This is a genomic window from Streptomyces sp. CBMA156 (genome assembly GCF_014596515.1).
Classification (GTDB): domain Bacteria; phylum Actinomycetota; class Actinomycetes; order Streptomycetales; family Streptomycetaceae; genus Kitasatospora.
Genome location: NZ_MSJQ01000411.1, coordinates 1 through 11,748, shown reverse-complemented (window position 1 = coordinate 11,748; position 11,748 = coordinate 1). Strand labels below are relative to the sequence as shown.

13 protein-coding genes are annotated in these 11,748 nt (G+C 74.6%); 6 read left to right on the top strand and 7 right to left on the bottom strand.

Going from position 1 to position 11,748, the window contains the following annotated elements; all coding sequences use genetic code 11:
* Positions 1–193: 193 nt before the first annotated feature.
* Positions 194–517 carry a plasmid stabilization protein gene (locus BU198_RS36610; RefSeq protein WP_188301119.1) on the top strand — a complete coding sequence of 108 codons (324 nt, stop codon included), beginning with the start codon at positions 194–196 and terminating at the stop codon, positions 515–517.
* Between the two features lie 253 nt (positions 518–770).
* Here the strand turns inward: BU198_RS36610 and BU198_RS36605 are convergent, their stop codons facing one another.
* Complete coding sequence (locus BU198_RS36605; RefSeq protein WP_188301118.1) at positions 771–1,433, bottom strand: TetR/AcrR family transcriptional regulator; 663 nt, start codon at positions 1,431–1,433, stop codon at positions 771–773.
* Between the two features lie 172 nt (positions 1,434–1,605).
* On the opposite strand from BU198_RS36605, the gene BU198_RS36600 reads away from it, so the two are divergent.
* The 3 genes from BU198_RS36600 (at position 1,606) to BU198_RS36590 (ending at position 2,853) form a co-directional block, all read left to right on the top strand.
* Positions 1,606–2,265 (top strand): SRPBCC family protein, encoded by a 660-nt coding sequence (locus tag BU198_RS36600; RefSeq protein WP_188301117.1) that lies wholly within the window; start codon positions 1,606–1,608, stop codon positions 2,263–2,265.
* Positions 2,266–2,417: 152 nt separating this feature from the next.
* The gene (locus BU198_RS36595) at positions 2,418–2,591 is read left to right on the top strand and encodes a CsbD family protein (protein ID WP_188301116.1); all 174 of its coding nucleotides are present in this window, start codon (positions 2,418–2,420) and stop codon (positions 2,589–2,591) included.
* Between the two features lie 76 nt (positions 2,592–2,667).
* The gene (locus BU198_RS36590; RefSeq protein WP_188301115.1) at positions 2,668–2,853 is read left to right on the top strand and encodes a hypothetical protein; all 186 of its coding nucleotides are present in this window, start codon (positions 2,668–2,670) and stop codon (positions 2,851–2,853) included.
* Between the two features lie 130 nt (positions 2,854–2,983).
* Here the strand turns inward: BU198_RS36590 and BU198_RS36585 are convergent, their stop codons facing one another.
* Entirely contained in the window at positions 2,984–4,402 is a 1,419-nt protein-coding gene (locus tag BU198_RS36585; RefSeq protein WP_317620477.1) for an FAD-dependent monooxygenase, read from the bottom strand.
* 70 nt (positions 4,403–4,472) lie between these two features.
* Between BU198_RS36585 and BU198_RS36580 the strand changes: the two genes are divergently transcribed.
* Entirely contained in the window at positions 4,473–5,123 is a 651-nt protein-coding gene (locus BU198_RS36580) for a TetR/AcrR family transcriptional regulator C-terminal domain-containing protein (RefSeq protein ID WP_188297734.1), read from the top strand.
* Positions 5,124–5,322: 199 nt separating this feature from the next.
* Here BU198_RS36580 and BU198_RS36575 read toward each other — a convergent pair whose 3' ends face one another.
* From BU198_RS36575 to BU198_RS36560, 4 genes are all read right to left on the bottom strand, one after another.
* Complete coding sequence (locus BU198_RS36575; RefSeq protein WP_188297733.1) at positions 5,323–6,531, bottom strand: cytochrome P450; 1,209 nt, start codon at positions 6,529–6,531, stop codon at positions 5,323–5,325.
* Positions 6,532–6,623: 92 nt separating this feature from the next.
* Entirely contained in the window at positions 6,624–6,842 is a 219-nt protein-coding gene (locus BU198_RS36570; RefSeq protein WP_188297732.1) for a ferredoxin, read from the bottom strand.
* Between the two features lie 218 nt (positions 6,843–7,060).
* Positions 7,061–7,351, bottom strand: a complete 291-nt coding sequence (locus tag BU198_RS36565; protein WP_188297731.1) for a hypothetical protein — start codon at positions 7,349–7,351, stop codon at positions 7,061–7,063.
* The gene (locus BU198_RS36560) at positions 7,348–8,184 is read right to left on the bottom strand and encodes a helix-turn-helix domain-containing protein (protein ID WP_188297730.1); all 837 of its coding nucleotides are present in this window, start codon (positions 8,182–8,184) and stop codon (positions 7,348–7,350) included. The genes BU198_RS36565 and BU198_RS36560 overlap by 4 nt, the downstream gene beginning before the upstream one ends.
* A 127-nt stretch (positions 8,185–8,311) precedes the next feature.
* On the opposite strand from BU198_RS36560, the gene BU198_RS36555 reads away from it, so the two are divergent.
* Positions 8,312–9,376: an aldo/keto reductase gene (locus BU198_RS36555; protein WP_188297729.1), complete on the top strand. Its 1,065-nt coding sequence runs from the start codon at positions 8,312–8,314 to the stop codon at positions 9,374–9,376.
* Positions 9,377–9,678: 302 nt separating this feature from the next.
* On the opposite strand, the gene BU198_RS36550 is transcribed toward BU198_RS36555, so the two are convergent.
* The gene (locus tag BU198_RS36550; protein ID WP_188301113.1) at positions 9,679–11,382 is read right to left on the bottom strand and encodes a LamG-like jellyroll fold domain-containing protein; all 1,704 of its coding nucleotides are present in this window, start codon (positions 11,380–11,382) and stop codon (positions 9,679–9,681) included.
* Between the last annotated feature and the right edge of the window lie 366 nt (positions 11,383–11,748).

Genomic DNA, 11,748 nt, shown 5'->3' with positions numbered 1-11,748 from the left:
TCGCCCCGCGCGTGCCGACCCCGGGGGCGGGCCCGGCCGCCGGCGGAGCGGCCCGCGCGGCGTCCCGGACGCCGGGTCCGCAGCGGACGGCGGCTCCGGATTCGCGGCGGCCGCTCCGGCTCCGGATTCGCGGCGGCCGCTCCGGGTAGACGCGTCCGCGCAACGACCGTGACCAGGAAGGGAGGCGCCGGCCATGCCGCGAGGATCCAGCCCCAAGCGGGAGCGCCAGTACGAGCACATCAAGGAGAGCGCGCTCGACCGGGGCGAGAGCAAGAAGCGGGCCGAGGAGATCGCCGCCAGGACGGTGAACAAGGAACGCGCCCGGCACGGCGAGTCGAAGACCGCGAGCCGCACCTCGACCCACGACATCTCCTCCGGCCGCCGCGGCGGACAGCGCTCGCACCGGGGCGCCCAGGGGCCGACCTTCGACCAGCTGTACAACGAGGCCAGGCAGCGGGGCGTCAAGGGCCGCTCGAAGATGAACAAGCGTCAGCTGGCCCACGCACTCGGCCACTGAAACCGGCCGCATCACCCAGGAGGTGTCCCGATGACCGTCCCGTCCCCGCCGGACCCGGACACCCGGCCGATCCCCCGCCCGGACCCCGCGCCGTGGCCGGGCGAGCCCGATCCGGCACCGCCGCCGGTCCCGCCGTTCCCGGACCCGGTGCCGTATCCGGACCCCGACCCGGCTCCGCCTCCGCGGCCGCACCCTGGGCAGGCCCGAGGCCGCCCGGGGCGGGTGCGCGGGCCGGCCTGAGCCGTGGCTCCGGTCAGAAGCGCGGTGCCAGCAGGCTGTCCAGCTCGGCGTCGAAGAGCAGCTCGGGCCGGAAGCCCATGCCGGTGAAGTGCCCGGCGAGTTCCAGTGACAGCACGCCGTGCAGGCGGGTCCAGAACGCCAGGAACCGGTGGAGCACCTCGGGCGGGGCCGGTTGCTCGCCCGCCCAGTCCCGGTGGCCCACCAGGTGGGTGGCGAACGGCGCCTGCCCGGCCTCGGGGGTGGCCGGGGAGAGCGCCGCACAGGCGTCGACCAGCGTCCGCATGACCTCGTCGGCGATGGCGGTGGTGTCCTCGGGTGCCTGGTAGCCGGGGACGGGGGTGCCGAAGATCAGGAAGTACCGCTGGGGGTCGGCCAGGGCCCAGCCGCGCAGGGCGCGCGCGAGCCCGGCCAGGTCGGCGCCTTCGGCGGCGGCCGCGCCGAGGGTGTCGGCGAGGCTGCGGTAGGCGTCCCGGACGAGTTCGGTGATCAGCTCGTCGCGGCCGGCGAAGTAGCGGTAGAGCGCGGGGCCGCTCAGGCCCATCCGCTTGGCGATCGCGTTGAGGGAGAGCGCCGAGGCGCCGGCCGTGGCGATCTGCTCCCGGGCGTGCTCCTTGACCTCCTCGCGCACCTGGGCGCGGTAGCGCTCGCGCGGGGTGTCCGCGCCGGTCTTCGCCATGACCTGCCCGCCCTCCGGGTCGTACGACTACATATCGATGCTTCCGTTAGAAGCTATCACGGATCCTGTTGACCCCACCCCTTCGATGAGTTACAACTTCTAACGAACACGTGAGCCTCTAGCTCGCGGACTCCACGGCCGTCCCGACGGCCCACCAGCGAAGGGGAGTTCCATGTCCGCCACCCCCCGTACCGCCACCCGCCGCACCGGCACCAGCCGCACCGGCATCCGCACCGCCCTGCTGACCGTCCCGCTCGCCCTCGGCCTGCTCGGCGCCGCCGTGGCGCCCGCCGGAGCCGTCGGCTCCCCCCGCCCCGGCTCCTCGCTCACCTGCCACGGGGCGGGCGTCGACCCCGCCGCGCAGGTCCGCCACCGAACCGGGACCGTGATCCACGCACCGCTGCGGACCGTCTGGCAGCTCCAGACCGACGTGGAGCGCTGGCCGGACTGGCAGTCGCCGGTGCGCAGCGCCGAGCGCCTCGACAGCGGCCCGCTGCACCGGGGCTCGGCGTTCCGCTGGACCACCCCGCTGCCCCCGAACCCCGCCTCGACGGACCCCGTCCTGGAGATCACCTCCACCGTGCGGCAGCTGCGGCCCGGCGCCTGCATCCGCTGGACCGGCCCGGCCGTGGCGACGGGCCTGCGGATCGACGGCGTCCACGTGTGGACCTTCACCGAGGTCCCCGGCGGCGTCCTGGTGCGCACCGAGGAGACCCACACCGGCCCGCAGGTCGACGCGAACGTCCCCGCCGCCACCGCGATCCTGCGCCAGGGCCTCGAAGGCTGGCTGCACGACCTGAAGACCGCCGCCGAGGCCCGCGCCGCCCGGTAGCCGCCGCTCCGAGCCGTGCGGCGACCGGCGCCACGGGTCGAACGGGACGCGCGGACCCGGCCGGATCGGCGAGCCGGCGCATGTTTGCGCAGGCCCCGGGCAGACGCGGCCCAGGGCGGACTTCGCCCCGACGACGAGAGGAGCCGAAGGTCATGGGTACCGAGGACAAGCTGCACAACCTGGCGGAGAAGGCCGGCGGCAAGGCCAAGGAGGCGGTCGGCAAGGCGACCGACGACCGTTCGACCGAGCTCAAGGGCAAGGCCGAGCAGGCGAAGGCCGATCTGAAGCAGGCCGCGGAGAAGGTCAAGGACGCGGGGAAGCACTGACCGGACACCCGGCGGCCGTCCCCGGACGGCCACCGGGTGTCGCCGCGCCACCGCACCCGAGGGAGGAGTGGACCCCATGAGCGACCCGCACGAGCCCGTGCCCAGGGATCCTGAGGTCCCGGTCGAGACCCCCGAGTCCCGGATGACCGGCGAGGGCTCGCCGTCACCCGGTCACGAGGAGGAGAGGGGGCCGCAGGACGGCTCCGAGGACGAGAGCACCGAACCGGCCCACGAGCCGGAACCGCACGAGCCTCCGGACTGACCGGACCGCCCGACCGGGCCGGGCAACCCTGCCGGCCAACCGGGCTGGGCGACCGCGCTGACCGACCGCCGGACGCGGCCGGACGCGGCCGGCCCGACGGCCGGGGGTTGCGCCCAGGCCGGACGCCCGGTCAGGGAGCGAGCAGCCCCTGATCGGACGCGTAGCCCGCCAGCCCTTCGGCCGTCGCACCCGCCCAGCCGAGGTAGCCGTCCGGCCGCACCAGGAACACGCCGGTCCCGTACGCCTCGTAGTCCGGGATGCGGACCACCGGGGCGGCGAGGGCGGGCAGCGGGGCGTCGGTGCCGACGGTGAGCAGCGTCCAGTGCGGACCGCGGAAGGCGTCGAACAGCCGGGTGCCGCCCCGGCGCCCGTCCGGGGCGCGGTCGCCGGCCCGCAGCGCGTCCGCGGGGAGGCCCCGGCGGGTCTCCACCGAGAGCGCGGACTCCCGGTAGCCGAGGCCGAGTTGCTGGGTCGCCCGGCCGCGCCGCTGCTCGCCGCGGTGGACCCGCGTGGACAGCTCCAGCATCGCCGCCGCGTTGGCCCGGCGCTCCTCCTCGTAGCTGTCGAGGAGTCGCGCGCCGGCCCGCCCGGTCAGCGCGGCGGCGAGCTTCCAGCCCAGGTTGTAGGCGTCCTGGACGCTGGTGTTCAGGCCCTGTCCGCCGGCCGGCGAGTGGACGTGCGCGGCATCGCCCGCGAGGAACACCCGGCCGGCCCGGAAGCGGTCCGCGAGGGCCGCGCGCGGGCGGAACTCGGAGATCCAGCGCAGCTCGGTCAGCTGGCCGGCGCTCAGGTGGGAGCGGGCGGCGACCACCGTGCGGAGGCCTTCGAGGGTGAGGTCCACGGCCGTGCCCTCCGGGAACCCGGCGACCAGCTGGAAGTCCTCGGTGCCGCCGAGCGGGCAGATCGCCAGCAGCCCCTCGTCGGCCGGGAAGACGTGCCAGTGCTCGCGGTCCAGCCCGTCGACCCGGACGTCCGCGACCAGCATCGGCGCCGGGTCGACGGTCTCCCCGGTCATCCCGATGCCGAGCAGCCGCCGCACCGTGGAGCGCCCGCCGTCCGCCGCGACGGCGTAGCGTGCCCGGACCGGGCCGCCGGCCGCGAACTCGGCGGTCACGCCCTCCTCGTCCTGCGTCAGGCCGACCAGCTCCCGCCCGAACGCGACCTCGCCGCCCAGTTCGCCCAGCCGCCCGTACAGCACCCGCTGGGTGTGCCACTGGGGCAGCATCAGCGCCTCGGTGTACGGCTCGGCCTCGGAGGGCTCGATCGGGTCGTACATCCGGCGCTCGCCCTGCGGTGCGCCGTCCTTCCAGAACAGGTTGGGCGGGTAGTGGCCCGCCACGGCGCGGATCCGGTCGAGCACGCCGAAGTCGTCGAGCACCTCCAGCGTGCGCGGCTGGAGGCCCTTGCCGCGCGAGCCGGGGAAGAGTTCCGCGCCCCGCTCGACCACCAGCGCGGCGACGCCGTGCCGGGCGAGGTCCAGCGCCAGGGCGAGTCCGGTGGGCCCGGCACCGACGATCAGGACGTCCGTGTGCGTGCCGCGAGAAGCCACGGCAACCTCCTTAACGTTGTTAAGTAGCCGTTGCCGACAGCGTGCACTTAACGGCGTTAAACTGTCAACCGTGACCCCGCAGAGAACCCCCAAACTCGACCGCGGCCAGGTCGTCGACGCCGCGCTGAACCTGCTGGACGAGGCCGGCCTCGACGGCCTGACGCTGCGCGCCATCGCCGCCCGGCTCGACGTCAAGGCACCCGCGCTGTACTGGCACTTCAAGGACAAGCAGGCGCTGCTGGACGAGATGGCGACCGAGATGATGCGCCGGATGACCGGCCGGGCGGCGCAGGACGGGCCCGCGGAGGACTGGCGGGAGACCTACCTGCGGACCATGCGCACCCTGCGCGCCGAACTGCTGCGCCACCGCGACGGCGCGAAGGTCTACAGCGGCTCCCGGTTCACCGACACCGGCTACGCGGCCGGCCTGGACGCCTCGCTGCGCCTGCTGACCGAGGCCGGCTTCACCCCGGCCGCCGCCGCCCGGGCCTGGCAGACCGCCTACAGCTACACGATCGGCTACGTGATCGAGGAGCAGGCGATGGGCCCCAACCCCTTCGACGGAGCCGAGGGCTACGACGTCGACGCCCGCGCCGAACGCCTGGCCGCCCACCCGCTGGCGGCCGAGTCGGGCCGGGTGATGTTCCTGGACTTCGACGAGGGCTTCGAGCAGGGCCTGGCGGCGGTGCTCGCCGGCGTCGAGGCCACGCTGCTCGGCTGACGGCCCTCCGGCGCGGACGGCCGCCGCCCGCCGCCCCTGGTCGTCACGCCGGGGCAGCGGGCGGACTGCACGCAGTCCGAGCCGGTACTGAAGAAGATCCGTGCCCCGCGGACCGGGCCGGGCAGGCCCCGGAAGACGCCCGACAGCGTGGCCGCCGACGAGGCCTACGGCAACGGCCCGTGCCGCGCTCGGGCCCCGCTCACCAGGTCACGGGCAGTGACCGCATCCCGTAGATGAACGACTCGGTACGGAACTCGCGCTCGCCGGCCAGCCGCAGCCCCGGCAGCCGGCGGAACAGCGTCTCCAGGGCGATCTGGAGTTCGGCGCGGGCCAGCGGCTGGCCCAGGCACTGGTGCACCCCGAAGCCGAACGCCAGGTGCCGCCGGGCGTCCCGGTCCAGGTCCAGCTCGTCCGTCGCCCGATGGCCGGCGCCGCCGAACACCGCCTCGTCCCGGTTGGCGGTGGAGAGCATCGCCATCACGCCCTCCCCGGCCCGGACGGTGACGCCGCCCAGCTCCACGTCCTCCAGCGCCACCCGGGGCAGGCCGGTGTGCACGATGGTCAGCAGCCGCAACAGCTCGTCCACCGCGCCCGGCAGGGTGGCCGGGTCGGCCAGGCCGGGGATCTGCTCGGGGTGCTCCAGCAGCAGCGCGGTCGACAGCGCGATCATGTTCGCGGTCGTCTCGTGACCGGCGATCAGCAGCAGCACGCCCATGCCGGCCACATCGTCCGGGGTCAGGTCGTCCCGCGCCGCGAGTCGGCTGAGGGCGTCGTCCTCCGGCTGTGCGCGCTTGCGGGCCGTCAGGTCGCGCAGGTAGTCCCGGACATCCTCCTGGGCCTCCCGGAGCTGCTCCACGGTGCTCTCCCGGCTGAGCATCGTGCGGCTCAGGCTCTGGAAACGGTCGTGGTCCTCGTACGGCACGCCGAGCAGCAGGCAGATCGCCAGCGAGGGCACCGGCAGCGCGAAGTCGGTGACCAGGTCGGCCGTGGTCCGGCCCGCGGTCATCCGGTCCAGTACCTCGTCCACGATCCGCTGGATCTCCGGGCGCAGCGCCTCCACCCGCTTGACCAGGAACTCCCCGGTGATCATGCGGCGCTGGCGGGCGTGCTCGGGGTCGTCGAGCCGCAGGAAGTCCGGATTGTCGGTGATCAGCTCGCGAGCGCCGGCGATCAGCAGCGGGAAGGACGGGTGGCGTATGTCGGCACTGAACCGGCGGTCGGACAGCACGGTGCGGACCTCGGCGAAGCCGGTGACCAGCCAGCAGAGGTCGCCGTCGGGCAGCTCGGCCCTGGTCACCGGCCCGGTGGCGGCGGCCTCGGAGTACGCGGGCGGCGGGCCGAACGGGCAGCCGCCGGAGTGCCGGGCCGGCAGCAGCGGGACGGCGGGGGCGGTGGGTGTGGCGGTCACGGCGGGGGTCTCCTCATGTCGCGGGGGTCCTCGTGGGGCTGTCGGGGGTGCAGGGAGTCCCCGGCGGCCTGTGGGGCCGGCGGCGGGGCCGGTCAGGCCCCGGTCTGCGCGGGCTGGTCCCCGGTGACGGTGATCGCCCGGCCCGGGCAGAGGTCGGCGGCGAGTCTGACGTCGTCGAACTGCTCGGGCAGCAGGACGGTCTGACGGAGTTTCACAAGACTGTCCCGGTCGTCCTGGTCGAAGACCGCGGGGGCGTTCGTCACGCACATGCCGGAGCTGCAGCAACGGTCCCGGTCGACGCTCACCTGCATGTCGGCCACCTTTCGCCAGGGCGGCGCCGGCTGCCCGGCGGCCGCCTCTCGTTGTCACGGTCAACCTAGCCGTCGCCGGTCCGTTCACGGAGGGATACGGTGGCCGGATCGAGAATGGCTGATTCGGCCCCTGTGCGTGAACCCCCCTTGCGGCGTAGTGCGTTTCAACCCGCGGCACTCCGCCGGACGGGTCGGCGGACCCGGCCGCGCGGACGGCCTCACAGGCCTTCGGCGGTGGCCAACTCCCGTACGGAGGCCACCGTGTCGGCCTCGGCGGCGCTCCTGTCCGGCCGGTGGCGCACCACCCGGGCGAACCGCAGGGCCGGCCCTGCGGGGCAGCGGGGGCTGCGCTGGAGGCCGTCGAAGGCGACCTCGACGGCCAGTTCCGGCCGGACCGGCACCGTCCGGGCGTCCCGCCCGGTCTCCCGGGCGGGCGACTCGGCGGTCTGCCAGGCGAGCGTCCGGCCGGTCAGCCCCTTGAAGGTCTTCGTGAGCCGGGGCCCGGTCATCGCGCGCACAGTCGGTCCAGGGCCGCGCGGCTCTCCTCGTCCGCGGCGCGGTAGACGAGAAGGCGCAGTCCCGGGTCCTGGAGCGGTTGCAGGACTTCGAAGTCGACGGTGATCGCACCCTCGACCGGATGCCGCAGCAACTTCCGGCCGCGTCCGTTGACACTGACCTCCCGCTCCGACCACAAGCGGGCGAAGTCCTCATCCTGCGTGACGAACTCGTCGATGAGGCCGGACAGTTCCCGGTCTTCCGGGTGAGCGGCCCATGCCGCGCGCAGGTGGGCGATCCCGTCCCGCAGCGTCTGCTCCCGGTCGGCGTAGAAGCCGCGCATCGCCGGGTGCAGCAGGCACAGCCGCATCGCGTTGCGCCGCGACGGCGGCACGGCCTCGAAACCCGGTAGCAGCCGGGCCATTTCGGGGGTCCAGGCGAGGACGTCGTAACGGTGGTCCAGCAGCATGGCCGGCAGCGGCGAGAGGTCACCGACCAGGCGGGCCAGCGACGGCGCCGCACTGGCGGCCGGCCCACCGGTGGTGCCGGGACGGCGGCGTCCGGCCAGGTCGAACAGGTAGTCCCGTTCGCTCGCGTCCAGGCGCAGTGCCCGGGCCAGCGCCGCCAGCACCTCCGCGGAGGGCCGCAGCCCCCGGCCCTGCTCCAGCCGGACCACGTAGTCGGTGCTCACCCCGGCCAGCTCGGCGACCTCCTCGCGGCGCAGCCCCGGCGTCCGCCGGGCCCGCCGATGCGACGGCAGGCCCAGCCGGCCGGGGTCGAGGGCTTCGCGCCTGCTCCGCAGGAACGCGGCCAACTCCTGAGCGGGGTCCATGGTTCGGGTCGTCATGACCGGTCCAACCGCCAGGGTGGGACCGCTCTTCCCAGGAAGTTCCCTCCCTTATCCCGGGCCGGCCGCCGCCGCAGACTCGGTCCCGGCAACGGAACACGAGCACACACGAGCACAGGAGAACCTGATGGCACTGGCCCTGGACGACTACCGGCTGCTGGGCCGCTCGGGACTGCGGGTCTCACCGCTGGCCCTGGGCACCGCGACCTTCGGCACCGAATGGGGGTGGGGCGCCGAACGGGCCGAGGCCCGCAAGCTGTTCGACCGCTACGTCGGGCTCGGCGGCAACCTCCTCGACACCGCCGACACCTACACCGAGGGCAGCTCCGAGCGCCTGCTCGGCGAGTTCGCCCACGAGGAGCGCGAACGCCTGGTGCTGGCGACCAAGTACTCGACACTGCGCCGCCCCGGCGACCCGAACTCCGGGGGCGGGCACCGCAAGGCGCTGTTCGGCTCGGTGGAGGGCAGCCTGCGGCGGTTGGGCACCGACTACCTCGACCTGCTGTACCTGCACGTCTGGGACTTCCGGACGCCGGTGGAGGAGGTGCTGCGCGGCCTGGACGACCTGGTCCGGCAGGGCAAGGTGCTGTACGTGGCGATCTCCAACACCCCGGCCTGGCAGGTGTCCCGGATGCAGGCGATCGCCGACCTGCGCGGCTGGTCGCCGCTGGTCGCGCTGCAGGTCGAGTACAGCCTGATCGAACGCACCGCGGAGCGCGACCTGATCCCGATGGCCCGGGAGCTGGGCCTGGGCGTCGTCCCGTACTCGCCGCTCGGCGGCGGGGTGCTCAGCGGCAAGTACGGCCGGGAGGACGTGGGCGCGACGGGCGCCGGTCCCGACGGGAGCACCCGCCGGAGCCACAACCTCGCCCTGGGCACCCTCACCGAACGCAGCCTCGGCGTGGCCGGGGTGGTCCGGGAGCTGGCCGGCGAGCTGGGGCACACTCCGGCCCAGGTGGCGCTGGCCTGGACGCTGCGGAAGCCGGGCGTGACGAGCACGCTGCTCGGCGCCCGCACCCCCGCCCAGTTGGAGGACAACCTGGGCGCCCTGGCGGTCGAGCTGACGGACGCCGAACTGGCCCGGCTCGACGCGGCGGGCGCGATCGCCCTCGGCCAGCCGCACGACCTGCTGGCGAGCGAGCCCATCCGGCAGGTGACCACGGGCGGCCTGCGCATCGAGACCCGCCGCTGACGGCCGGCCGTCAGCGGCGGGAGCCGGGGTCCGGAGCCGGGGTCGGTTCACCGTCCGGGCGAATCGTCGGTCGCGGTGCCGCGCTCGACCCCCGATCAGCTGGCGGCCCCGCCCGGCCGGTGACCGCCGACGCCACCGGAGGGCTCTCCCAGCCTCTCCGGTCCCGCGCGTGCCGGCGGGCGTGCGTCACCCCGGCGTGGGTGCGAGGGCCGTTCCGGTGTCGTTCCGCAGTGCGTCCCGGAAAGCGGCACCGCCGGACCCGTACCAGGGCCCGGCGGTGTCCGCGCTTCGAGGGGGTGCGATCAGGCGTTCATGAACTCGCCCACCCGCAGGGCCCGCTTCACGATCCGGACGTCCCCGACGTACCCGTGGAACACCTTGTCCAGCACCCCCGCGTACGAGTAGCCGCCCAGCATCCACGGCCGCCCCAGCGTGGTCAGCCCGACGGCGGGCGTCGCCGGGTTGCGCGCCACCTCGCAGCCCTCGACGTACATCCGGCTGAGCTTCCCGTCGTTGACCACCGCGACGTGCCACCACCGGTCCAGCGGCAGCTGGTGGCCCCAACAGGTGGACGCCCCGGTCTGGTTGAGCGGGTAGACGCACCACTGGAGGGCCGGCGCCTCGGAGACGCTGAGCGTGACGAGCGGCTCCTCGGCGTCCGTCCCCGGCCCGTTCTTGCCCGCCTCGCCGCTCATCCCCCACCGGCTGAGCAGGGCGGACCAGCGGCTGCGCGCCGAGTCCCAGTCGGCGGGCAGCTTGAAGAAGGCCTCGACGGTGAAACCGCGCTCGAAGGTCTCCCGGTTCAGCGGCGCGCCGGGCGCGGTCTGGAGGTAGCCGCCGCGGACCGGCGACCGGGTGCCCCGGAACAGCAGACTGCCGTGGCCCGGCTGGTCGGGGTGGTGCTCGGCGGACCAGCTGAGCGCGCCGTCGGGCGTGCCGGGGGCGCTCTGCCAGAGCAGGTCGTTGCCCTGCCCGGCCAGGTCCTTGACGACCTGCTGCGGGGAGACGGCCGTCCCGTCGCCGCCGCCGTTGTCGAACCGCCAGTAGGCCACCGTGTCCCGGACCAGCAGCTCGCCGGCCCGGCGCGCGGGGCGCTGCGGGACGGGTGCGAAGCCGGCGAAGCGGCGGTCGAAGTCGATCGCCAGCGAGAAGCGGTCCACGTCGGAGGTCAGCTCGGCGTGCTCGGCGGCCAGCGCGTTGCGCTCCTCGGCGGCGATCTGCTGGATCCACGGCGAGAAGGTCGACACGTCGACGGTGTCGCGGTCGAGGTCGAAGCGGTACGCCCGGATCATCGCCGCGCCGCCGTAGTAGCGGTCCTGGTAGTTGGTGATGTGGACGTGCACGTCGTGGCCGGCCTTGTTCTTCAGCACCGTGCGCCCGGGCGGCCAGTAGTGCCCGTTGACGGTCAGGAAGATCTGGTCGTTGCCGCTGATCAGCCGCTCCCAGAGCCGCTTGCCGTAGTCGGACAGCTCGGCGCGGCCGCTGTCGTCGGCGTGCGCCAGGTCGTGGGTGGTGAGGATCACCGGGAGCCCGGGGGCGGCCGCGATCGCCGCGTTCGCCCAGGCGAAGCCCGCGTCGGAGAGCCTCCAGTCGAGCGAGAGCACCATCCAGTCGCGCCCGGCCGCCCGGAACACGTGGCAGGTGTTGTAGCCGTCCGGGCTGGAGCCGCGGTACCCGGCGGTGCGGGCGGCCCTGGCCTTGCCGAAGGTCTCCAGGTACGGGGTGCTGCCGCGCTGGTCGTCGGTCGAGGAGCGGACGTCGTGGTTGCCGGCGAGCACGCCGTAGGCCGCGCCCGCGTCGTCCAGCAGGCCGAACACCTTGCTGACGGCGGCGTACTCGACGGCCAGTCCGTTCTCGGTGACGTCGCCGAGGTGGGCCAGGAAGACGATGTTGTCGTCCGTCCCGTCCTCCCGGTTGACCCCGCCGTCCAGCACGTGGCGGACCGAGGCCTCCAGCGGCGCGGGGTGGATCCGGTCCTGGTCGAACAGGTACTGGGTGTCCGGCATGACGACCACGGTGAACTGCCGGGCGTCCGGGTCGGGCTGCCAACGCCCGTGCCCCTTGCCCTTCTTCGGCTTCTTCTCCGCCGCACCGGGACCGCCGGCCGCGTCGGGCCCGGCCGCCTGCGCGAGATCGGGGGGGGGGGGGGGGGGGGGGGGGGGGGGGGGGGGGGGGGGGGGGGGGGGGGGGGGGGGGGGGGGGGGAGGGGGGGGGGGGGGGGGGGGGGGGGGGGGCGGGGGGGGGGGGGGGGCTGTGGGGGGTCAACTTCGGTTGGCGGTGCGGCGGGTGAGGAGGAAGCCGCCGATGAGGGCGATGGTGTAGAAGGCGGCGTCGAGGGGGCGGAGGTCGGTGCGCCAGGTGGTGAGGGTGTC

What these genes read in the sequence shown, in the direction of transcription:
- BU198_RS36590 (WP_188301115.1), top strand. Translation starts at nt 2,668, where the DNA reads ATGAGCGACCCGCACGAGCCCGTGCCCAGGGATCCTGAGGTCCCGGTC.
- BU198_RS36565 (WP_188297731.1), bottom strand. Translation starts at nt 7,351, where the DNA reads ATGACCGGGCCCCGGCTCACGAAGACCTTCAAGGGGCTGACCGGCCGG.
- BU198_RS36555 (WP_188297729.1), top strand. Translation starts at nt 8,312, where the DNA reads ATGGCACTGGCCCTGGACGACTACCGGCTGCTGGGCCGCTCGGGACTG.
- BU198_RS36610 (WP_188301119.1), top strand. Translation starts at nt 194, where the DNA reads ATGCCGCGAGGATCCAGCCCCAAGCGGGAGCGCCAGTACGAGCACATC.
- BU198_RS36600 (WP_188301117.1), top strand. Translation starts at nt 1,606, where the DNA reads ATGTCCGCCACCCCCCGTACCGCCACCCGCCGCACCGGCACCAGCCGC.
- BU198_RS36605 (WP_188301118.1), bottom strand. Translation starts at nt 1,433, where the DNA reads ATGGCGAAGACCGGCGCGGACACCCCGCGCGAGCGCTACCGCGCCCAG.
- BU198_RS36570 (WP_188297732.1), bottom strand. Translation starts at nt 6,842, where the DNA reads ATGCAGGTGAGCGTCGACCGGGACCGTTGCTGCAGCTCCGGCATGTGC.
- BU198_RS36560 (WP_188297730.1), bottom strand. Translation starts at nt 8,184, where the DNA reads ATGACGACCCGAACCATGGACCCCGCTCAGGAGTTGGCCGCGTTCCTG.
- BU198_RS36550 (WP_188301113.1), bottom strand. Translation starts at nt 11,382, where the DNA reads ATGCCGGACACCCAGTACCTGTTCGACCAGGACCGGATCCACCCCGCG.
- BU198_RS36595 (WP_188301116.1), top strand. Translation starts at nt 2,418, where the DNA reads ATGGGTACCGAGGACAAGCTGCACAACCTGGCGGAGAAGGCCGGCGGC.